At 68.6% G+C, this 21962-nt stretch carries 19 protein-coding genes; 11 read left to right on the top strand and 8 right to left on the bottom strand.

Going from position 1 to position 21962, the window contains the following annotated elements:
• Positions 1 to 41 precede the first annotated feature (41 nt).
• The 3 genes from VGV37_RS15945 (at position 42) to VGV37_RS15935 (ending at position 5582) form a co-directional block, all read left to right on the top strand.
• Positions 42 to 3209 carry a CHAT domain-containing protein gene (locus tag VGV37_RS15945; RefSeq protein WP_326880680.1) on the top strand — a complete coding sequence of 1056 codons (3168 nt, stop codon included), beginning with the start codon at positions 42 to 44 and terminating at the stop codon, positions 3207 to 3209.
• Between the two features lie 67 nt (positions 3210 to 3276).
• Positions 3277 to 4779 (top strand): AlkA N-terminal domain-containing protein, encoded by a 1503-nt coding sequence (locus VGV37_RS15940; RefSeq protein ID WP_326880679.1) that lies wholly within the window; start codon positions 3277 to 3279, stop codon positions 4777 to 4779.
• Positions 4776 to 5582 (top strand): isocitrate lyase/phosphoenolpyruvate mutase family protein, encoded by an 807-nt coding sequence (locus tag VGV37_RS15935; RefSeq protein ID WP_326880678.1) that lies wholly within the window; start codon positions 4776 to 4778, stop codon positions 5580 to 5582. Before VGV37_RS15940 ends, VGV37_RS15935 begins: the two co-directional genes overlap by 4 nt.
• Here VGV37_RS15935 and VGV37_RS15930 read toward each other — a convergent pair.
• Positions 5557 to 6285, bottom strand: a complete 729-nt coding sequence (locus VGV37_RS15930) for an RNA pseudouridine synthase (RefSeq protein ID WP_326880677.1) — start codon at positions 6283 to 6285, stop codon at positions 5557 to 5559. The genes VGV37_RS15935 and VGV37_RS15930 overlap by 26 nt on opposite strands.
• Before the next feature lie 67 nt (positions 6286 to 6352).
• On the opposite strand from VGV37_RS15930, the gene VGV37_RS15925 reads away from it, so the two are divergent.
• Positions 6353 to 6679, top strand: coding sequence for an MmcQ/YjbR family DNA-binding protein (locus VGV37_RS15925; RefSeq protein WP_326880676.1), 327 nt, complete (start codon positions 6353 to 6355; stop codon positions 6677 to 6679).
• Here the strand turns inward: VGV37_RS15925 and VGV37_RS15920 are convergent.
• The 4 genes from VGV37_RS15920 to VGV37_RS15905 form a co-directional block, all read right to left on the bottom strand.
• Positions 6676 to 7071, bottom strand: a complete 396-nt coding sequence (locus VGV37_RS15920; RefSeq protein ID WP_326880675.1) for a hypothetical protein — start codon at positions 7069 to 7071, stop codon at positions 6676 to 6678. The genes VGV37_RS15925 and VGV37_RS15920 overlap by 4 nt on opposite strands.
• A gap of 19 nt (positions 7072 to 7090) precedes the next feature.
• Positions 7091 to 7900: a hypothetical protein gene (locus VGV37_RS15915; RefSeq protein WP_326880674.1), complete on the bottom strand. Its 810-nt coding sequence runs from the start codon at positions 7898 to 7900 to the stop codon at positions 7091 to 7093.
• 112 nt (positions 7901 to 8012) lie between these two features.
• Positions 8013 to 9263, bottom strand: a complete 1251-nt coding sequence (locus VGV37_RS15910) for an erythromycin esterase family protein (RefSeq protein WP_326880673.1) — start codon at positions 9261 to 9263, stop codon at positions 8013 to 8015.
• Positions 9260 to 9751, bottom strand: coding sequence for a DUF1579 family protein (locus VGV37_RS15905; RefSeq protein ID WP_326880672.1), 492 nt, complete (start codon positions 9749 to 9751; stop codon positions 9260 to 9262). The genes VGV37_RS15910 and VGV37_RS15905 overlap by 4 nt, the downstream gene beginning before the upstream one ends.
• A gap of 166 nt (positions 9752 to 9917) precedes the next feature.
• On the opposite strand from VGV37_RS15905, the gene VGV37_RS15900 reads away from it, so the two are divergent.
• Positions 9918 to 10808, top strand: a complete 891-nt coding sequence (locus tag VGV37_RS15900) for a DMT family transporter (protein WP_326880671.1) — start codon at positions 9918 to 9920, stop codon at positions 10806 to 10808.
• Positions 10809 to 10906: 98 nt separating this feature from the next.
• Positions 10907 to 11725 (top strand): FkbM family methyltransferase, encoded by an 819-nt coding sequence (locus VGV37_RS15895; RefSeq protein WP_326880670.1) that lies wholly within the window; start codon positions 10907 to 10909, stop codon positions 11723 to 11725.
• An 80-nt stretch (positions 11726 to 11805) separates the two neighbouring features.
• Here VGV37_RS15895 and VGV37_RS15890 read toward each other — a convergent pair whose 3' ends face one another.
• Both VGV37_RS15890 and VGV37_RS15885 read right to left on the bottom strand, forming a co-directional pair.
• Entirely contained in the window at positions 11806 to 12798 is a 993-nt protein-coding gene (locus VGV37_RS15890; RefSeq protein ID WP_326880669.1) for an MDR family oxidoreductase, read from the bottom strand.
• Between the two features lie 8 nt (positions 12799 to 12806).
• Positions 12807 to 13973 carry an acetyl-CoA acetyltransferase gene (locus VGV37_RS15885; RefSeq protein ID WP_326880668.1) on the bottom strand — a complete coding sequence of 389 codons (1167 nt, stop codon included), beginning with the start codon at positions 13971 to 13973 and terminating at the stop codon, positions 12807 to 12809.
• A gap of 179 nt (positions 13974 to 14152) precedes the next feature.
• Here VGV37_RS15885 and pyrC point away from each other — a divergent pair, with 179 nt between their 5' ends.
• Both pyrC and VGV37_RS15875 read left to right on the top strand, forming a co-directional pair.
• On the top strand, positions 14153 to 15199 hold the full coding sequence (pyrC, locus tag VGV37_RS15880; RefSeq protein ID WP_326880667.1) for a dihydroorotase: 1047 nt from the start codon (positions 14153 to 14155) through the stop codon (positions 15197 to 15199).
• 23 nt (positions 15200 to 15222) lie between these two features.
• Positions 15223 to 15927 (top strand): DUF2987 domain-containing protein, encoded by a 705-nt coding sequence (locus tag VGV37_RS15875; RefSeq protein WP_326880689.1) that lies wholly within the window; start codon positions 15223 to 15225, stop codon positions 15925 to 15927.
• Positions 15928 to 16091: 164 nt separating this feature from the next.
• On the opposite strand, the gene VGV37_RS15870 is transcribed toward VGV37_RS15875, so the two are convergent.
• Positions 16092 to 17807, bottom strand: a complete 1716-nt coding sequence (locus VGV37_RS15870) for an asparagine synthetase B family protein (RefSeq protein ID WP_326880666.1) — start codon at positions 17805 to 17807, stop codon at positions 16092 to 16094.
• Between the two features lie 444 nt (positions 17808 to 18251).
• Here VGV37_RS15870 and VGV37_RS15865 point away from each other — a divergent pair, with 444 nt between their 5' ends.
• The 3 genes from VGV37_RS15865 to VGV37_RS15855 are packed head-to-tail and all read left to right on the top strand — an operon-like array spanning position 18252 to position 21906.
• The gene (locus VGV37_RS15865) at positions 18252 to 19517 is read left to right on the top strand and encodes an O-antigen ligase family protein (RefSeq protein WP_326880665.1); all 1266 of its coding nucleotides are present in this window, start codon (positions 18252 to 18254) and stop codon (positions 19515 to 19517) included.
• Entirely contained in the window at positions 19517 to 20632 is a 1116-nt protein-coding gene (locus VGV37_RS15860) for a glycosyltransferase (RefSeq protein ID WP_326880664.1), read from the top strand. Before VGV37_RS15865 ends, VGV37_RS15860 begins: the two co-directional genes overlap by 1 nt.
• Positions 20629 to 21906: a glycosyltransferase family 9 protein gene (locus tag VGV37_RS15855; protein ID WP_326880663.1), complete on the top strand. Its 1278-nt coding sequence runs from the start codon at positions 20629 to 20631 to the stop codon at positions 21904 to 21906. The genes VGV37_RS15860 and VGV37_RS15855 overlap by 4 nt, the downstream gene beginning before the upstream one ends.
• Positions 21907 to 21962 lie beyond the last annotated feature (56 nt).

Below are 21962 nucleotides of genomic sequence, written 5' to 3'. Positions count from 1 at the left end.
GAGTCCAAGGGCGCCGTACCGTCTGGCCTAGCGCCCTTGTCTTGTCCGCAACGCTCGCGCTCGCCCTGATGCCGGGCGTGGCGCGGGCATTCGATCCTTGCTGGCCGGCAGTGTCCGAGTCCATGGCCGGGGGCGAAGCCGCGATACGGGAGCGATACCACCAGGCGACCGCCGCAGCCGTGGTCGTCGAGGATGCGGTCGCGCTTGCGACCCTGCTGGAGAGCGGCGGCCATCGTCCGGAAGCGGTCGCGGCACTTCATGATGCGGAGACGCGTCTCGCCACCGCCGGCGCCGCCAGTCCCCGGCTGGTCGGATACCAGGCCTCCCTGGCGCTCGCCAACGGCCAGGGACAGGAAGCGATCGCCCTGCTGCGCCGGGTCCTGACGTCGGAACAGGCCTTCGATGTCGGACGGCAAGCCTGCTATTTCGAAACCCTGGGCACGATCGAGGCCCAGCAAGGCGACCTGGGCGGCGCCGAGGCCGATTTCGCCCAAGCCGAAAAACGCTATGTCAGCCGTCAGGACGCCCATGACGCGGCCTTGATCGAGTTGCGCATCAACCAAGCGGAATTGAAGACCCGGCGGGGCGCCCCCAAGGAGGCGCTGGCTCTGTTGGACAAGGTCGACGACCAGCTCGGCAGCATTTCGGAAGACCTGCCGACCCTGCACGACCGCAGCGCCGAAGCGCGGGCGAGCGCCCTGTTCGTCGGCGGCCAGTTCGATCCGGCGCTGGCCAAACTGACCCCGCTCATCGACACGGCGACGAAGCACGGCAACCCGGGCAACGTCGAGGCGGCGCAGTCCCTGTTCGAGCTGGTGGCCCTGCGCGCGCGCATCCGGGCCGAGAAGCGGGATTTCCAGGCGGCCGAGCGCGACTACAAGACCGCCTTCGACCTCTACCAGCACAATGGCCTGGCCGGCACGCCGACCGGACGCGCCTTCATCCGCAACCTCGCGTCCTACTACAGCAGCATCGGCCGCCCCGACCTGGCGCTGTCCGTCCAGGAGCGGCTGCTGGCGAGCGATGCCGGGCGCGCCGCCATCGCGGCGCCGGAGCAGGCCGAAGAGCTCATCAACATCGGCTATACCCAGTTCCAGCTGCGCGAATTCCCCCGGGCCAAAGACCTGTTCGCCCGGGCGCTCGGCATCCTGAAGCCGCTCGGCCCCTCCGGCGAATTGATGGCCGCCAATGCCTACATGGGCCTGGGCATGACCGCGCTCGAACAGCGCGATCCGGCGAAGTCGATCGAATATTTCAAGGTGGCGTTCGACCGCCGCTCCGCCTCGCTGCCAGCCGATTCGCCGCTCGTCACGGGGGCGATGCTGCAACTGGCCCATGGGCTGCTCGAACTGTTGTCGACGTCGGGCTCGTCGACCCACGAGGACCGCGCGGCGATCCTGTCGTTGCTGACCGAAGTCGTGGCGCGGCGCGGCGGCGACAAGGCCGCGCACAAGGAAGACCTGGTCGAGCCGCTGCTGCGTCTGTCCGAGGCCTACGACCTCGACAACCAGCCGGGACCGGCGCTCGAACAGGCCCAGCGCGCGGCCGACCTGATCGTCAGCCAGCGGCGCTACCTGCTGGAACAGGTCGGCAATGTCGATGCGATCAGCGGCACCGTGCACGAGATCTTCCTGCAGATCATCGCCGAACGGCAGAAGCTGGGCGCCGCCCAGGCCGGCACGCCCGCGGCCCTGTTCGACTCGTTCCAGAACATCGACATTTCGCGCACCGGATTGACGATCAGCCGGCGTGCCGGACAGGCCGTGACCACCAATCCCGACATCGCCCGCGCGGTCGACGAGAAATCCCAGCTCGAACGACGGCTGCGCGACATCAACATGCGGATGGCGCGCAACACGGTCGTGGCCGCATCCGCCGCCGACGATGCGACCACCCAGGCAGCCGATGCGACGGCCCAGAGCTACGACCAGATCCTGCAGCAACTCGACAAGGTGACGTCGCGGCTGAAGTCGCTCGATCCGCACAATGATGCCGGCGCCGGCGCGATCAATGCCCGCCTGCCCGACGTGCAGCAGGCGTTGAAGCCCGACGAGGCGCTGGTGATGTTCGGCTTCGGTCTGCGCCTGTCCTTCGCGCTCGTCGTCGATGCCCAGGGCGCCCATCTTGCGGCGTTGCCCACGACGAAGGCGGACCTGGTCGACCGGATCGGCAAGCTGCGCAAATCCGTTTCCGCCGAGCAGGGCGCCCAGAGCTATTGCCTGCAATGCGCCTACGAGCTTTACCAGAAGATCGTGGCCCCCTGGCTGCCGCTGGTCAAAAACGCAAAGAACATCGTCGTCGTGCCCGACGGGCCGTTGACCAGCCTGCCGCTGTCGGTGCTGGTCGACACACCACCGGCCGCCGGGCACGAGGCGGACTATGCCAACGCCGCCTGGCTGCTGCGCCGCTTCGCCATCACCTATACGCCCTCGGCCGCTGCCTTCTACGGCCTGCGCCATTCCGCCCAGCACGCGAGCGCGCCCAAGCCGTTCATCGGCATCGGCGATCCGGCGATCGGCAAGCTGCGCGCCCAGCCGGCCACCCGCGGCGTCGCCGACCCCGATTCGCTGGGCATCTACGCGACCATGGCCGAGGCGCTGGCCCAGGCGCCTGCCCTGCCGGAGACGGAGGGCGAGTTGCGCGGGCTGGAGACCATCCTGGGCGGGACCGATGCCGACCTGCTGCTGGGTGCGCGCGCGACCAAGCAGATCTTGCTGGCGACCGACCTGTCGCAATATCGCGTGCTGGCCTTCGCGACCCACGGTCTGCTGGCCGACGATCTCAAAGGCTGGTCGGGACCGGCGACACCCGGGCTGCTGCTCACCCCCCCGGCCAAGCCGACGCGCGAGGATTACGGCATTCTGACCAGCGATGAGATCGGCAATCTGAAGCTCAATGCGGACTGGATCATCCTGTCGGCCTGCAACACCGCCGGCGGCGACGGGACGCCGGGAGCCGAAGCCTTCACCGGCCTGACCCAGTCGTTCTTCCAGGCCGGCGCCCGCAGCGTGATCGCGACCCATTGGGCGATCCCGTCGCTGACGGCGGTCAAGATCACCAACGGCACGTTCCGGCGGCTGAGCGCCACGCCCGACATGACGCGCGGCGAGGCGCTTCGGCAGTCCGAACTCGACATCGCGACCGACCCGGCCACGGCCCATCCGATCTATTGGGGCGCCTTCGTGCTGATGGGCGAAGGGTACCACTAACCGACGCCCTGCCGACCATGTCCGAAAATCGCGAGATTCGCTGACCGCACGGTGGCATTGTCGGTTCATGGAACAGCTCGATCCTCAAGCCTGCTACCGGGCGCTGCAGACGCGAGATGCCCGCTTCGACGGCCGCCTTTTTGTCGGCGTGACCTCGACCGGGATCTATTGCCGGCCGGTCTGCCCGGCACGCGGGGCCAAGTTCGAGAATTGCCGTTTCTATGCCTCGGCCGCCGCCGCCCAGGAGGCAGGCTTCCGGCCGTGCCTGCGCTGCCGGCCGGAAACCGCGCCGGACCTGGGCTCGTGGCGCGGCACATCCAACACCGTCTCGCGCGGCCTGGCGCTGATCGCCGAAGGCGCGCTGGACGGCGAGGATGCCAACGTCGATCGCCTGGCCGAGCGGCTGGGCGTCGGCGGCCGGCAATTGCGCCGCCTGTTCAAGCAGCACCTGGGCGCCTCGCCGATCGCGGTCGCCCAGACCCGGCGCGTGCTGTTCGCCAAGCAGCTGATCCATGACACGCGCATGCCGATGACCGAGATCGCGCTCGCCTCGGGCTTCGGTAGCGTCCGGCGGTTCAACGAGATCTTCCAGACCCTGTTCCGCCGGCCGCCCAGCGCGATCCGGCGCAAGAGCGTGCAGAGCCTGCCCGAGGGTTCGGTCGCAGCCACCGGCGTGATGCTGAAGTTGCGCTACCGGCCGCCCTACGATTGGACAGCCATGCTGGATTTCCTCCAGGCCCGCGCGATCGATGGCGTCGAGCAGATCGCCGGCGACACCTATCGACGCACGGTCGTCCACGACGGCCAGCGCGGCACGATCGAGGTCGGCCATCTGCCGGCACAGGAAAGTCTGGTCGTCACGATCCGCTTCCCGTCGGTCAGGGCCCTGCCGGCCATCGTGGCCTCCGTGCGGCGAGTGTTCGACCTCGGCGCCGACGTCACGACGATCGGCGCCCATTTGGCCCAGGACCCCCTGCTGGCGCCGCTGGTCGCCGAGCGGCCGGGCCTGCGCGCACCGGGCGGCTGGGGCGGGTTCGAGCTGGCGATCCGGGCCGTGCTGGGCCAGCAGGTCACGGTCGAGGCGGCCCGCCGCCTCGCCAGCCAGCTGGTCGATGTCTGCGGCCTCGGCGTTCCGGCCGAGCATCGGATCCATCCGGCGCTCGCCCTCGCCTTCCCCACGCCCGGCGAGGTGGTCGCGGCCGACCTGGCCGCCCTTGGCATGCCCGGCTCCCGGAGAGCGGCATTGCTGGCGCTCGCCGAAGCGGCGCTGGCCGATCCGCACCTGTTCCAGCCGCAGGCGACGATCGAGGAAACGCTCTCGCGCCTGCGCGCCATCCGCGGCATCGGCGAATGGACCGCGAACTACATCGCGCTGCGGGCCGTGCGCGAAACCGATGCCTTTCCGGCCGGTGACATCGGCCTGCAGCGTGGCGCCACCGGCCAGGATGGCGTGCGCCCGAGCCCTGCCGCCCTTCACATCCGCGCCGAACCCTGGCGCCCCTGGCGGGCCTATGCCGCCCAACATCTGTGGGCCGCCGACCCCGCCTATTTGAAACGGAGCTTCCGATGACCGATCTCGCCGCCACCTTCCACGGCCTGCACCAGAATACGACGCCGCTACGGCTCGCCAATGCCTGGGACGCCGGCAGCGCCCGCCTGATCGAAAGCGTGGGCGCGCCTGCGATCGCCACGACCAGCGCCGGTGTCGCCTGGGCCCAGGGCTATCCGGACGGCGACACCATTCCGGTGCGCGACCTGGCGGCGGTGGTCGCCGCCATCACGCGCGTCATCCGCATTCCCCTGTCGGTCGATGTCGAGGGCGGCTATGCCGCCGACCCGGCCGGTGCCGGCGAGACGATCGCCGCCATCCTCGATGCCGGCGCGGTCGGCATCAACATCGAGGACGGCCGCTCGCCGGCCGACTTGCTGGCGTCCAAGATCGAGGCGATCAAGCGCGTCGCGGCCGCCAGGGGCGTCGATCTGTTCGTCAATGCGCGGATCGACGTCTATCTGGCCGGCCTGGTGCCCGAGGAAGAGCGGCTGGCCGAGACGATCCGGCGCGCTACGCTCTATCGCGAGGCCGGGGCCGACGGCATCTTCGTGCCGGCGCTGACCCAGCCCGAGGCGATCCGTGCCATGGCTGATGCCACGCCCTTGCCGCTCAACGTGCTGGCCTGGCGCGGTCTGCCTCCGGCCGCCGAACTGGCGACGCTCGGCGTCCGACGCCTCAGCGCCGGTTCCGGCATTCCCCAGGCGCTGTGGGGGCGTGCGGCGGTGCTGGCCAAGGCTTTCCTGACCGAGGGCGCATCGGGGCCGCTCGCCGAGGGTGCCATGACCCATCCGGAAATCAACGCGCTGTTTCTGAACCGCTGAGCGCGCAGCCACAGGCGGCGAGCAGCGCCCGCATATGGTCCGGTGGCGGCGCCTCGGCCGAAGCCGCCGGCCGGTTCTGGCCGAGCGGCGGGAGCCCGATGTGCCGCGCCATCAGATGCAGCGGCCGGGCAGCGGTCCGGCCGCTGCCGTAGAACGGGTCGCCGACGATGGGCCATCCAGCCTCGGCCATGTGGACGCGCAGCTGGTGGGTCCGCCCGGTCGCCGGCTTCAAGGCCAGCCAGACATACCCGTCGCCCCGACCCAGCACGCGGAAATCCGTGACCGCCGGTTGGCCCTTGGCATCGGCGACGATGCGCCAGCCGGATTTGTCGTTGCGCTTCTTCAGCGGCAGGTCGATGCGGCCCAGATCGGCCGCGGGGCCGCCCTCGACCACGGCCCAATAAGTCTTGTCGACGCCATGGCCGGAGAACGCCCGCCCGAGGCGGGTCAACGCCTTGCCATGCCGCGCCAGCACCAGGCAGCCGGACGTATCCGTGTCGAGCCGGTGGGCCAGCCGCGGCACCTCGCGCCCGTCGAACCGCAGCGCCGGCAGCAGCGCCTCCAGATCGATCGTGGTCTTGGGCCCGGCATGGACCGCGAGCCCGGCCGGCTTATCGATGATCAGGATATCGGCATCGCGATAGAGTACGCGCGCCTGCAGCGCCTCGGGAGTGAGGATCGGGATCATCGATGGATGAAGCACGGGCCGCCGCCGCGAGGCAATGGCGACCGTGGGCCGCTTCCCGTAAGCTCGCCGGACAGGAGGGGCCATGATGGCGACGGGAGAAGACTTGCGGCGCATCGCGCTCGCCTTGCCGGACACGACCGAGGCTCCGCATTTCGACCGCACGGCCTTCAAGGTCGCGCGCATCTATGTGACCCTCGCCGGTGACGGCCACACGGCGAACGTCCGATTCCGCCCGGAAGAGCAGGAATTGAAATGCCTGACCGCCCCGGATGCGTTCGCCGCCGTGCCGAACGCCTGGGGCCGGCAGGGTTGGACCACCGCCACGCTGGCCCGGCTCGATGCGGCGGAACTGGAAAGCGCGCTCAGGACCGCCTGGGCCGGCGCGTTGCCGAAGAAGGGGCGGCGTTAGGCCTGCAGCACCGCCTGAAGCTGGCACGCCAGGTCGTCGACGGACTTGACCGCCGCGAACGGGTCGCCCGTCGCGGCCGCTTCGGCCACCGACAGGATAGTGGCGGCGATCTTCAGGTTCCTGCCCACCGCCTCGATCTCCTTCAACTGCCCTTGGGCGATGGCGACCTTGCCCGACAGGTCCGAGGCAGCGGCGGCGATCTCGTCGACGAGCATCTCGATCGCCAGGGCCGCCACCTGATTGGCAGCGCCGGCGATCCTGCCTTCCCAGGCGCGCAGATCGGCGAAATCACTGGAAAACGGGTTCGATTGCGCCCCGATGAAGCTGTCGATCTCATCGGCATAACCGTTCAGGCTGTCCGCGAGATCGACCAATTGTGCGGCCGTCGCCATGGCTCGTCTCCGATCAGTTTCATTTGAGTCTGACCTTGGCGGCATTCTGGATTTCCGCCGAGTAGCCGTTCAAGGTCGCCGTGACATAGGCGAGATCGAGCTTGTCGACATTCTCGTACAAAAGCTTCTGACCGCTGCACACCTTGTCCAGCGCAGCACCCAGCGCCTTGGCCTTCTGCTGGTTCGCGGCGAAGCCGGTCGCCTCCTGGTTGGCCAGCGCCATCATCAGCATGCTGCCGCGGATGTCCGACGCCGGTCCCGGGATGCGCGCGTAATAGGATCTGGCGGCCTGGATGTCGGATCCCCACGCGGCTGCGACGGCGCGGGCGTCCGTCGACAGGTCGGCGCACAGCAGCAGCACATCCCGATTGGCCCCCTGGATCAGGTTGCCGACGGCGCGATTGCGCCAGGCGTCGAGCGGCGCCGACACCAGGAACTGGACGAGATTGCCCGCCGGCACGACGCTGGCCGCCGAGGTCGCGCCGAGCGCATTCAGCGACGCTCCGATCGAATTGGCCTGGTCCTTGACGTCGATCAAGCCATCCGACGCCAGCTTGCCGAGCACGGTCAGGTAGAGCGAGAGCGTGTCGAGGGCGGCCTGGTTGCCGGCCGCGAGTGCCGGGGCTTTCCGATCGAGCGCCACGGCGGCCTGCCGACCGCGGATCTCGTCCGGTGTCGGGTGATCGGTCGGCGGGTAGGCCAGCCGGACCGCGTTCGCTTCCGCCGCGACATAGCCGTCGAACACGTCGCTTGCGCCGGTCGCATCCGCCCCGCACCGGGCGAAATCCGCGACGGACGCCAGATCGGTGCACCCGGCGACCAGAACCATGCAGAGGATCGAAGCGGCGGCGTGAAGCATGACACCGAGCCCTATCGGGGATAAGTCCCGCAGCATAAGGGCCATCTGCGTTTCCAAGGCGAGATTTTTTACCTTTCGACGCTCAGCGGATCATCTCCGCCGCTGCTGCCGTCCTGATGTAGAACAGCCCGTCGACACCCGCATTCGCCAGCGTGATCGGCAGATATTGATAGTCGATCGACCGCATCGCGCCCCCCGTGACGGCTTCCGGCGCACCCGCGAGATCGACGAAGCCGAACGGCCACCCTCGGCGCGCGAATGCGGCCTCCAGGCTGCCGGGCACGATCGACGGCACTGGTACCGGCTTCAAGGTGGCATAATCGAGGAAGCTGCCGTCGTGCACGGTGATGTCGGCCACGTAATAGCGTCCGTGATAGGTGCCATCCAGCACCTTGCCCATGCTGGGACCATGGGTTTCCCAGGGTGCGATCCGGTCGGCATGGACGCTGTGGGCCCACAGGATCGCCTTGCGCCCCTTGTAGGGATGCTCCAGCAGCCAGTGCAGGTTCTCCGCCATCTCGGTATCGCGCAGGCTCGTGCCGGTCCAATGGTCGCGCGCCTGGGCCACGAGGCTGCGGGCGATGCGGCACCACCAGCCGGGCGAGGCCGGGAAGCGGAACGCGTCGGGCTGTGCCCCGCAAAGCTCGGCATCGAGTGCCGCCGCCGTCGCGAAGAACGCCTGCTGCCGTGCCGCGTCCGGCACCGTGGTCTCGAACGCGACCAGGCCATGGACCAGCGTGCGATAGCCGGCCCAACCCGGCGACTGCGGCAGCGCGGAGCCACGGCCGGCGAGGAACCGGTCGAGCGCCGCCGGCATCTCGTCCTTCGCCAGCCCGCCCGAATGCTGGGCGTCGATCCCGGCGAGGATCAGGGGATGCGGACCCGTGCGCGCCTCATCGACGTAGCGCAGGACCGACTGCCCCTCGCGGCTCTTCGCATACATGTAGAACAGGTTGTCCGGCGCCTGGGACCCGACCGACTTGCCGCCCTGGGCCAGCGACCAGATCTGGCTGGCATCATAGAGACCGCTTTCCAGGAACAGGACGTCGAACCCCTTTTCCTCATGCAGATAGGCGACGAGCCGGGCCTTGAGGTCGAAAGTGCGGGCATCGCCGTGGGACCATTCGCCCAAGGCTACCAGAGGCCGGTCGCCGACCGCCCTGCCGAACGCGGCCAGATCGGCGAAGTCATGGTCGGCAGGGTCGACACTTTCGACGGCGGCCGCATGGCCCGCAATCCAACCGTCGACCGTCGACACACGATCGGCGGCCCGTGCAGCAGGAGCGAAGGCCAGGATCAGGCAGGCCATCTTCCACCAGGCCGACCCGATCATTCGGCACCTCCGATGCCGTCGGCACTTCGATGCCCATCGCGCCGGTACGTCCCTTCCACGACCGGTGTGAACGCCGGCTCGGTGCCGAGCCTACTCGCGGCCGCATAGTCGAGTTCGTCGCCGTGCACGGTGAAGATCGAGCGGCCGACACCGCGCGGCGTCGTCTTTTCCAGCACCAGACGCGCGCCGTCCCAGCGGCCACGCGCCGGCGACAGCGGCGGAAAGCCATAGCTGTCGAACCAGAACCAGACATACTCGTCCGCCGCCGGGTCGACCGTCAGCACGCCATGGGCATCGAAGCGATAGCCGTCGGATCGTTGCTCCACATAATCGTGCAGCAGGTTGAAGCCGCCGGGATCGAGCCGGAAATTCCAGGATCCGGTCGTGGCCCCACTCGGCCCCCAAGGGTTCGGAAACACGATGCCGCTGCCAGTCCAGACTCCTTCGAACCTCCCGAGCTGCCGATGCAAGGGGCTGGGTGCAGGCAAGATTTCCTCCTCTCGTCATACGTGCAAGCGCTATAACCAATCACGAGCGAAACGTCCATCAGTCCGCTGCAACCGGCCATACAGCCCAGGCCGCGAGATCGTCACTAGCCGCGGCCGGGGCTTCGTCCCTAGAATGCCGGGCAACGACCGTCAGAGTCCGTCCTCCATGTCCCTCGTCCTGCCCCGTCCCGCCAGCGCCCATCAGAATGGCGCGGGCATCGCGTCGATGCTGCTGGCGGTGCTGCTGTACGGCGTCATGGATGCCCTGATCAAATATCAGGCGGAGCGTTACCCGGTCATCGAGGTGGTGTTCTTCCGCAGCCTATTCGCGCTGCTGCCGCTCGGCGTGTTGATCCTGCGCGGGGGCGGATGGAAGGCGCTCGCGACCCGGCAACCACGGCTGCAGGCGGCCCGCGCGGTGATCGGCTTCGTCTCGGTCGTGTGCTTCTTCGAGGCGTTCGCGCTGATGCCGCTTGCCGACGTCGTCGCGATCGGCTTCGCCGCCCCGCTGTTCATCACCGCGCTGTCGGTGCCCCTGCTGGGCGAGCAGGTCGGTTGGCGCCGCTGGTCGGCCGTGCTCGCGGGCTTCGCGGGCGTGTTGATCATGGTGCGGCCAGGATCCAGCCTGTTCGGTGCCGCCGCCGGTATCGCTCTGCTCGCCACGCTCAGTTATGCGCTGTCGATCATTACCATCCGGCGCTTGTCCGCCACCGACGGCAATGCGCCGACCGTCGCCTCGTTCACCTGTCTGTCGGTGCTGATCTCGGGTCTTGTGCTGCCGTTCTACTGGGTGATGCCGACGCCGGCGGACTGGCTGATGCTGATCGCGGCCGGCGTGCTGGGGGGCGCCGGACAGATCGCGTTCACCCGTGCCTTCGCACTCGCCCCGCCGGTCATCGTGGCGCCGTTCGACTATGCCAACATGCTGCTGGCGACGGTGCTGGGCTTCCTGGTCTGGGGCGATGTGCCGACCCTGCCGGTCTTCGTCGGTGCCGCCATCGTCATCGCGAGCGGCCTCTACATCGTCTATCGCGAAGCGATCCGTCGCGGCGCCTGACAGCATCGAGGCGGGGAACGGCACAGGATTTGGAGGGCATCCAAGACGCCGGCATGATAAGGCATCAGGGCAACGAATTGCGCCGGAGTTGTGCCAAAGTGTTCGTGTCGTACGCCCAAAATGGCGAAGATATTCTGCTCTATCGCGCCTTGGGCGGGGTCCAGCACGGCCGCTACGTCGACGTCGGAGCTGCCGACCCGATCTCGGACTCCGTTACATTGGCATTTTACCAGCGAGGCTGGCGCGGCATCAATCTGGAGCCGTCGCCGATTGCTTTCCAGCGGCTCGCAGCATTGCGCCCGGACGACATAAACCTGAACCTGGCGGTGGGCGACGTCGAAGGAACGTCTTCATTTTTCATGGTGCAGGGCGCCGATGTCCTGTCGACGGCCTCGTCCGATCAATTGCAGGCGCTTCGGACGCAAGGCTTCCACAGCAGCGAGATTCGAGTGTCCGTACGACGGCTCCAGTCGATCCTGGCGGCGCATCCGATCGGGCCGGTCCATTTCCTGAAGATCGATGTCGAGGGTTTCGAACGGGCCGTTCTGGCGGGCGCGGATCTCAAAAATTTCCGGCCCTGGATCATCCTGATCGAGGCGACCGCGCCGAATTCCCAGGTTCCCACGCACGACCAATGGGAAGACCTCCTGATCGCGGCAGACTATCGGTGCGTCTGGTTCGACGGCTTGAACCGCTACTATGTCTCGGCCGAGAAAGCGGAACTGGCCGACGCTTTCCAGGTGCAGCCGAACGTGTTCGACAGATACGTGAAACATTCGGAGGCGCTCGCGAAGGCCCAGCTTTCGGAAGCAAACACCCGCCTCGCGCAGATGGCTGGGCGTCAGCAGGAACTGGAGACCGCCCTCGAGGCGGCGCGAGCGGAGCTCGCGCGTTATCGGATCAAAATGCGCGAATGACGGTACCGAACCAGAAACGATAGTCGGCGGGCATATCCGATCCAGGCGACATCGGCCGGTCGGGGCGCGATCACCCGCCCTCACGCGTTCACATCGACCACGATCCGTCCGCGCACCTGGCCCTTCAGGATCCGGTGCGCATATTCCGGCAGCTGGTCGAGCCCGATCGTCTCGATCATGCCGTCGATCAGCGCAGGGTCCAGCTCGGCCGCCAACCGTCTCCAGGCGATCTGCCGTTCCGGCAGCGGCGACAGCACCGAATCGATGCCCAGCAGATTGACCCCGCGCAGCAGAAACGGGATGACGCTGGCCGGCAGGTCGTTGCCACCGGCCAAGCCGCAGGCGGCGGCCGAGGCGCGGGACTTGAGCTGGGTCAGGAGCGTCGCGAGGGTGGTCGAGCCGACCGAATCGATGGCGCCGGCCCAGCGTTCGGCCTGCAGCGGACGGGTGACCGGCTGGGCCAGTTCGGCCCGGTCGACGAAGCCCGCGGCGCCGAGACCGGTCAGGTAGTCGTGCGTTTCCGGTCGGCCGGTCGCGGCGATGACGCGATGGCCGAGCCGGGCCAGCAAGGCAACCGCAACGCTGCCGACGCCGCCCGCGGCGCCCGTCACCAGCACGTCGCCGTCGCCGGGCTTCAAGCCTTGCCGTTCCAGCGCCATGACCGCCAGCATCGAGGTGAAACCGGCCGTGCCGATCGCCATGGCCCGCGCGGCCGTCATGCCTTCGGGCAAGCGAACCAGCCATTCCGCTTTGACCCGGGCATATTGGGCATAGCCACCCCAATGCCATTCGCCGACCCGCCAGCCGGTCAGGATGACCGGATCGCCGGCCCGCCAGTCCGGGCTCGACGAGGTTTCCACGACGCCGGCGAAATCGACGCCCGGAACATGCGGATAGGTTCGCACCAACCGGCCGAGGCCGTTCAGCACCATGCCGTCCTTGTAGTTCAAGGTCGAATGGCTGATGCGGACCAGCACCTCGCCGTCGGACAGTTGATCCGTGTCGAGCGTCTCGATCGCGGACGAGACCTTGCGGTCCTGCTCGCGCAGCAGCAGCGCCTTGAAGCCGGTCATGGGACCTCTCAGCGCAACGGTTCGAGGATGCTGACGAAGTTCGCGACTGCGGCGCCACCCATGTTGAACAGACCGACCATCTTCGCATCCTTGATCTGGATGCCGCCGGCGGTGCCGGTCAGTTGCATCGCGGCCATGACATGCATCGAGACGCCGGTGGCGCCGACCGGATGTCCCTTGGCCTTCAGGCCGCCGGACGCATTGACCGGCAGCTTGCCGTCCTTCTCGGTCCAGCCCTCGTGGATCGCGCGGGCGCCCTCGCCCGGTGCGGTCAGGCCCATCGCCTCGTACTCGATCAGTTCGGCGGTGGTGAAGCAGTCGTGGGTTTCGACCAGGTCCAGATCGTCGAGCCCGACCCGCGCCTCGGCGAACGCCCGCTTCCAGGCCAGTTGCGCGCCCTCGAACGCGACGATATCGCGCTTGGACATGGGCAGATAGTCGTTCACCTGCACCGCCGCCCGGAACACGACGGCCTTGTCGAGCGCCAGCGCGGTATCGACGTCGGTCAGCACGGCCGCGGCGGCGCCGTCGGAGACCAGCGAGCAGTCGGTCCGACGCAGCAGGCCGGCGACATAGGGGTTCTTGTCGGACACGGTCCGGCAAAACTCGTAGCCCAGGTCCTTCTGGACATGGGCCAGCGGGTTGCTGGCGCCGTTCTTGTGGTTCTTGGCGGCGATGCGGGCGAGCGCGTCCGACTGGTCGCCGTAGCGCTGGAAATAGAGCTCGGTGATGCGCGCGAACACGCCGGCGAATCCGCCCGGGATGTCGCCCTCCTCGGCGATATAGCTGGCCTTGATCAGGATCTCGCCGACCTGCGGCCCGGAGACCTCGGTCATCTTCTCGACGCCGACCACGAGCACGCGCTTTGCCCGCCTGGCCTCGATCATGTTGATCGCCTGGTGGATCGCGGCCGAGCCGGTGGCGCAGGCATTCTCGACCCGGGTCGAAGGCTTGAAGCGCAGCGCCGGATCGAGGTTGAGCACCAGCGACGACGGAAACTCCTGGCGCACGAAGCCGGCGTTCATCGTCCCGATGTAGATCGCGTCGATATCCGCCGGGGCGAGGCCCGCATCGGCGATCGCATCGGCCGCGGTCCGGGTGATCAGGCTTTCGAGCGTTTCCCCTTCGAGCTTGCCGAAGCGGCTGTGAGCCCAGCCGACGATGCAGGCGGTCATGACGTTCTCCTCGTAAGTTCTCTTTCAGAACTCTATCAGCCTCGTTTAGGGATGGCGAGCCCCGACCTGTGTGCCGAAAGGCGCAGCCCCGGCACCGAATGACGGTTGCGGGCGCACCGATATTGACGCTGAGGTCGCGAGCGACGAAGTTGCAGGCCAAGTTAACCGAGGCTCGTTCGATGACTGCCCCCGACCGCCTGACCATCCGACGCCCCGACGATTGGCACGTACATCTGCGCGACGGCGCGATGCTGCAAGCGGTCGCCGGCTATACCGCCCAGCAGTTCGCGCGCGCCATCATCATGCCGAACCTGGTGCCGCCCGTGACCTCGGCCGAGGCCGCGGCCGCCTATCGCGCGCGCATCCTGGCGGCATTGCCGGCCGGCTGCGGCTTCACACCGCTGATGACCTGCTACCTGACCGACGCGACCGATGCGGACGAGCTTGCCGCCGGTTTCGCCAGCGGCACCTTCACCGCCGCCAAGCTCTATCCGGCCAAGGCCACGACCAACTCGGCCTTCGGCGTCACCGATGTGGCGAAGCTTACGCCCGTGTTCGAGCGCATGGCGCGGATCGGCATGCCGCTGCTGATCCATGGCGAGGTGACCGATCCGGCCGTCGATATCTTCGACCGCGAGGCGGTGTTCGTCGAGACCGTGCTGATCCCGCTGCGCGCCCGCGTGCCCGGCCTCAAGATCGTGCTGGAGCACATCACGACGGCGGAGGCCGCGGCCTATGTCGCCAGCTCCGAGGCCGGCATCGCCGCGACCGTGACGCCGCATCACCTGCTGATCAACCGCAACGCCATCTTCGCCGGCGGCCTGCGCCCGCACGCTTATTGCCTGCCCGTCGCCAAGCGGGAAACCCATCGCCAGGCGCTGCGCCGCGCCGTCGCATCCGACAGCGACCGGTTCTTCCTGGGCACGGACACCGCACCTCATCCACGCCACGCCAAGGAAGCGGAGTGCTGTGCCGCCGGCGTGTTCTGCGCGCCGTTCGCGCTCGAAATCTATGCCGACATCTTCGACGAGCTGGGCGCGCTCGACCGGTTCGAGAGCTTCGCCAGCCTGAACGGTCCGCGCTTCTACGGCCTGCCATTGAACGAAGGCACCGTCACGCTCGAACGCGCCGACACGGTCATTCCGGACGGCGTCGGCGAGCCGGTCGGCGGGCTGCGACCGTTCCGGGCCGGCGAAACGGTGCGCTGGCGCATGGTCGCGCCCTGAGCACGGACCCCATCTTGGCGCATGTGAAGACGACACGGCTGGTCACCCGCCGCACTTTCGGCGCGGGTCTGGCGGCGCTGCTGACGGTCGGGCCATTCGCCGGCCCGGCGTGGGCGGCGGACGAGTTCGCTTCCCTGCCCTACCGCACGCTCGTCGACGGCATCACGACCTTTCTCAACGTGCCGCAGGACCAGCGCGATCGTCTGGCACTGATCCAGAGCCTGCATCCCGACGGCGGCAACCTGGTGGCCCGGCCGCTGACGATGACGGTTCGCGCCAAGGCCGGGCCGATCGACGTTCAGGTCGGCGACGACAACAGCTTCGCCCTGCCGCTCAGCGACCAGCTCAAGGATGAAAACCCGACCGTCGTCACCAATCAGCCCAAGGGCACCCTGTCCTTGCAGGTCGGCGTGCGCATCCTGCTGCCGCAGACGACACACTATGCGTATCGCGAATTCGCCGAGGGCATCTCCCAGGCCAACGCCATGACGAAGCGCTTCGCCGGCATGATGTGGCTGTTCTCCAAGACCGCCGACAGCCTGATCCTGCGCTTCCATCGGCCGGAACGGCAGATGCTGCGCATTGCCGCGGCCGACGGCGCGCTGACCCTAATCGCCGACGAGAGCGGCACGATCTTCGTCCGGCTGGACAAAAAGCTGGTCGAGGAAAACCCGATGATGGAATTGTCGGAACCAGCGCTCGACGCCTTGCCGGCGCTCAGCCGTTGAGAAGTGCCCGAGTGAGCGCGTTCGAGAGTTGATCTTCGGGTTTTTTGCAAGATTCCGGCTCGATCGCAACCGGCGCAAATTGGACGTTCCTCGCCGCCGCCGCGCCTCTTCGGCCTTCGCACGAGTTGGGACCGCACCATGGTACGGCCCCGTTCATCGTAGCGTCATCCCCGACCGTGGCCCGACAGGGTCTGGAACACGTCGCGTTCGTGGGCCAGCCCCTCGACATGCGCCCGATGCCAAAGCGCATAGAACAGCAGATTCCAGGCAGCGAAGACCTGACGCTTGTTTTCGATCTTTGCGAACAGGCGCTCGACGGCGTCGGGCCGGCAGATCTCACGGAGACCGTCCTGGCGGGCGACGAGCGGACCCAGCATGGCGCCCCGACGCCGCAGCCAGGCGCCGATCGGAATGGCGTCGCTGCGGCGCCGGGACAATGCGGCGGCACTCGGCAGCCTTTGGTCGAGCCAGCGCCGCAACAGCCATTTGCCGACGCCGTCGCGGATCTTGAGCGTGTCGGGCAGGCCGAAGGCGAAGAGCGCGATCTCGCGGTCGAGCAGCGGCAGCCGGCCATCGAGACCGTGCGCGGCCAGGCACCGGTCGAACCTGGCAAGCAGGTCGTTCGGCAGCCAATCCTGGCAATCCGCCGCCTGGACCATCTGCAGGCGGGTGCGGGTGCCGAGCCCCTGCGCCGCATCCGTCGCGACGATGCCGTCGCGCCAGCCGGGCAGCGGGGCGCGCAGCACGGCCAGTCCGTCGAACGCGCCGCGGGTCCGCGGCACCCGTCCGCCGGCCCACCAGGGGCGCAGCAGGCTGCGGTAGCGGCCATAGCCGCCGAACAGCTCGTCGCCGCCCTCGCCGGAGAAGATGGTTCGAAAGCCGGCCTCCGCCGCCACGCAGGCGAGTTTCCACTGCGGCACGAGCGAGACGTCCGCCATGGGATCGTCGATCGCCGCGGCGACTTCCGGCAACAGGTGCCAGAAATCGGCCTCGCGGAACGGTACCTCGGTCAAGCGGGCACCGACCGCTGCCGCGACGGTCCGGACCAATTCGATGTCGCTGCCCGGCGTCGGCTGAGAATAGGTGAGGCTCAGCGCTTCGACGGGAGCCGCGCCCTGGGCCGCCATACCGGCCAGGAGAGCGATCGACTCGACGCTGCCGGTCAGGAACAGCCCGATCGGCCCCTCGGCCCGACCATGGCGACCTACAGCCCGATCCAGCAATCCATCGAGGGCGAGGAGCGCGGGCTCGACCGCAATCGGCAGCGGACCCACTGCCGGCAGCGGCCGATAGAGGCGCCGGTCGACGACCCGGCCCTGCTCGACGATCAGGGTCTCGCCGGGCAGCATGCGATGGATGCCCGCGAAAGGCGTCGTGCGCCCCGTGGTGAATTGCAGCTGCAGCAGTTCGTTGCGCGCCTGAGAAAGCACGCTCGCCTGGATCAGGCCGGTCGCGATCAAGGCCGTCGTCGTGGAGGCAAAGACGAAACCCTGATCGGTTTCGGCATAATAGAGCGGCTTGATGCCGAAGCCGTCGCGGGCCAGCAGCAGGCGCCCGGTCGCGGGATCGTAGAGCGCCAGCGCGCCGCCGCCGCGCAGGTGGCGGGCGAATTCGATACCATAGGCCCGATAGAGCTGGAGCGGCGCCGGATCGAGCGCGCCGTCGCCGACCAGAACGGCGCCGCGCGGATCGACGAAGGGCTGTGCTACGGGCCGACGGTCGATGTCCGTCGGCTGGCGATGGACCAGCACCAGAACGCCATCCTCGTGGACCGACGCCTCTCCCGCCCCCCGGACGGCGAGCGCGGCTGACAGGCGGGCCACCGCCTCGGGCAGCGCCAACCGTCCCTCGAGCCCCTGGAAACCACCGATGCCGCTCATCGCCACGCGCCGATCGCGGGTAGCGGCAAGGGAATGCAGGGAGAAAGGGCGGGAACGAGGCGGATCGGAAAACCCCTGGAGGATGCTGACCGGATGAAAGGCGCGCACACTGCCACAAGCATCGCCCGAGACAAGCCCGCATTGGCCGGCGCGATTGACAAGCGGGCAAAACGAGGGGCCTTTCTCGGCCCGTTCCCATCCGCCAGGAGCGACCGACGCCCTCGCGATGACCATTACAACCGGCATCTGAGCGGTCTGCGCGGACTTTGCGCGTTCCCCGTCTTCATGCGCCATATCCGGGCGGGACTACGGAGCGATTGTTGGTGGGGCGGTCTGCTGCCTGACGCCGCCTGAGGCGCTACGCCCGCCTTGCCCTGGCCCCCCGCCCCCGGCTAACTAGGCTCGGCCCGGGGGATCCGCTGGGTCGCGAGATCCGAGAACCGCATGACCCTGTCGCCGTCCCCGTTCATCGCCACCGAACGCCCCGGTCTCTTCGTCGCCCGCCTGCTGGCTGCAGTACTGTTCCTGCTCGGGCCGCTGATCTATGCGGCGCCGCTGTCGGCCGCGGTCCAGCTGCCGGTCGCCACGGTGATCGTCGGCACACTCGCCTGGCGGCAATCGACGTTCGGCTGGGGCCGCATCGGCCGGTCGCTGGTGCCCTGGCTGCCGATGTTCGCGCTGATGCTGGCGTCCGCCGGCTGGGCACTCGACGGCAAGGCGGCACTGGTCCTGGCCGGCCGGCTGATCCTCGTCATCACGCTGGGCATTGGTTTCGTCCATTGGTGTCGGACCCTCGAGCCCGCCCGGTTGCCGCGCCTGCTGCCGGCACTCGCCTGCGGGCTGATGCTGGCGAATGCCCTGGTGCTGGCCGACATAGAGCTCGGCGGCCCACTGAGCCGTGTCGGCCATGTCGCACGCACCAATGTCGATTTCGTCACTTTTTACGGCCGGGGCGCTACCGTGCACGCCATTCTGCTGGCGCCGCTCGGCTGGGGCCTGTGGCGTGCCGCGGCGCGGCGTCTGGCCGTGGCGCAGGCCGTACTCGCCGCCGCCACGATCCTCGCCACCCATGACCTGTCGGCCAAGGTGGCGCTTGCCGGCGCAATCGGCGGCGGGCTGCTGGTCCTGGCCTTGCCGCGGCTGCGCTGGACCTTCCTCGCCCTCTTGGCCGTCGTTGCGCTGGGCCTGCCGCTGGCCTTTCCCGTCCAGCTCGATCAGGCGCGGGAATGTTGGATGTTCGCCAACAAGAAATCGGCGCTGCACCGCATCTATATCTGGGACTTCGTGACCGAGCGGATCGCCGACAAGCCGATCCTGGGCTGGGGCCTCGACGGCGCGCGGCGGATGCCCGGCGGCCAGGACACGGTCGCGCTGGGCGCAGGTTGCCCCGATGTCGCCAGCCCGATGATCGGCGAGAAGCTGCCGCTGCATCCCCACAATGCGATCCTGCAGACCTGGCTCGAACTGGGCGCTGTCGGCATCGTGCTGAGTTTCGGCGCGCTCATCGTCACGCTCGGCCGGATCTATGCCGGCCGACGGCGCGTCGCCGCCTCCGTCCTGGTCGCGGCGAGCGTCGCCGGCACCTTGGTCGCGCTAGTCAGCTACGGCGTCTGGCAGGAATGGTTCCTGTCCGCGCTGATGCTGGCCTCCGGCATCGCCGCCCTGGCCATACGCCAGGACGAGCTGGCGCCCGCCACCCGAGCCGACTGATGCGCACGGCGATGCTCTATCGCGACCGGCTGATCCCGCGCTCAGAGGCGGCATTCATGCGGCGGCAATATTGCGCGTTCGACACGCTGTCGCCCTATTGGCTGGGCTGTCGTTTCGACGATGGCCTGCCCGACCTGGGCGCACCCGGTCACCTGCTGGGCCGCCCGGGCGCCCTCGGCAATGTCGAGCGGGCCTTGTTTAAACAACTGGGGCTGGTTCCCGGCACGCCGGACCTGCGCGCGCTGAACCCGGTCGTGATCCATGCTCATTTCGGCCGTGGCGGGGCACTCGCCCTGCCGATCGCCCGCCGGCTGGGCTTGCCGCTGGTCGTGAGCTTCCATGGCGGGGACGCGACCAAGGACAAGCATTATCGGCGCCAGCTGATCCCGACGATCTACCAGCGCCGGCTGGAAGCCCTGAAGCGCGAGGCCAGGCTGTTCGTCTGCGTTTCGGACTTCATCCGCCGCCGCTTGATCGACCGCGGTTTCCCGGCCGACAAGCTGGTGGTGAACCGCTATGGCATCGAGGTCGAGGGTGTACCCGCCCTCCGCCCGCCGGAGACGCCGCCGGCGATCCTGTTCGTCGGCCGCTTCGTCGAAAAGAAGGGCATCGCGACCCTGCTGGACGCCATGGCCATCTTGCGCGCCCAGGGCAATCCGCTGCGCCTGACCCTGGTCGGCGACGGCTTGCTCGGGCCCCTGGTGGCGGCGCGGGCCGCCGATCTCGGCGGCATCGAGCAGGTGGGCTGGCTCGCCAACGACGCGGTCAAGGCACGCATGGCCGGCGCGCTGGCCTTGGTGGTGCCGAGCGTGACCGCGAAAGCCGGCGATGCCGAAGGCTTGCCGAACGTGATCCTGGAAGCGATGGCATCGGGCATTCCGGTCGTGGGCTCCGACAGCGCCGGCATCGCCGAGGCGATCGCCCATGAGACGACCGGCCTGGTCGTGCCGCCGGGCGATGCCACGGCCCTCGCCGCCGCCCTGGCCCGGCTCGCTGCCGATCCCACCCTGCGCCGCGCGATGGCGACCGCCGGCCGGGCGCGGGCCGAGGCCGAATTCGCCGCCCCGGCGCAATCCCGCCGGCTGGAGCAGATCCTGCTGTCGGTCGTGCCTTGACGCGACCGGATAGGGCGCTCACCTCGGCCGACTTCCGGCCGGAGACTCCGCTCAACCGCTTCTTCGCATGGAACGAGGCCCGTTCGCGCCACGACCGCCGCTATGACGCGCTTCGCGCGGTCTGGCGGCTCGAACGCGATCCCGCGATCCGCTACCTGGTCGGCCCCGCATCGACGCCCGAGGCCGCCGCGGCAGCGGCACGCGTGCTGGATGGGCTCGACGCCGCGATCGGCACCGACGAGATCGAACGCCACGCCGCGCTGTTCGAGGCGCTGGAAGCGATCGAGGATCACGTCGATCTGGCCGCGTTGCCGGTCCACCAGCCCCCGCGGCGGCGATCGGGACCAAAGCGCATCCTGGTGATCAAATTGAGCGCGCTCGGCGATTTCATCCAGGCGCTCGGACCGATGGCAGCGATCCGGCGACATCACCGGCACGATCACATCACCTTGCTGACGACGAAGCCGTTCGCCGCTTTCGCCGAGGGGACCGGTCATTTCGATGCGGTGCGCACCGATCGGCGCGCGCCGCTGCTCGATATCGGCGGCTGGCTCGGGCTGCGGCGAATGCTTCGCGCCGGCCGGTTCGACCGGGTCTACGACCTGCAGACCTCGCAGCGTTCCAGCTCCTATGCCCAGCTCTGGTGGCCGGATCCGCGACCGGAATGGTCGGGCATCGCCAACGGATGTTCCCATCCCCACGCCGACCTGGAGCGCGACCCGCAGCACACGATCGCCAAGCAGGCCGAACAATTGCTGATGGCCGGCATCCATCCGACGCCGCTGCCCGCCCTGCCGGCGGAAAGCGGCGCGCTGGCACCGGAACTGGCCGGGCGGCGCTTCGCGCTGATGATCCCGGGCTCCTCACCCGGCCATCCCGGCAAGCGCTGGCCGGCCGAACGCTACGGTGAGCTGGCCCGGGCCCTGGTCGAGCGCGGGCTGCTGCCGGTCGTGCTCGGCGGCAAGGGCGAGCGCGGGCTGGCCGAGACGATCGCGGCGCGGGCGCCGCAGGCGCTGGACCTGACCGGCCGGACCGAACTCGCCGACCTGGTGGCGCTGTCCCGGGCTGCGACCGTCACCATCGGCAACGACACCGGCGTCAGCCACATTGCGGCCGCCGGCGGCCATCCCCTTGTCGTGCTGTTTTCCGGCGAGTCCGAACCCAGCCGATGTGCGCCGCGCGGTCAGAACGTCACGGTGCTCCGGCGCGTACCGCTCGCGGAAATGACCGTCGGCACGGTGCTGACCGCGGTCGATGCCGCGATTGCCGGTTGACGGCCTGCCCGCTTTCCGGATGGACGGGAACGACTTCATATCCGATCCTGCGGTTT

It is taken from the genome of Aliidongia sp. (genome assembly GCF_035943795.1).
In the GTDB taxonomy this organism is placed as follows: domain Bacteria; phylum Pseudomonadota; class Alphaproteobacteria; order ATCC43930; family CGMCC-115725; genus Aliidongia.
The sequence above is the reverse complement of the archived record's forward strand: the minus strand, read 5'-3'. Positions and strand labels throughout refer to the sequence as shown.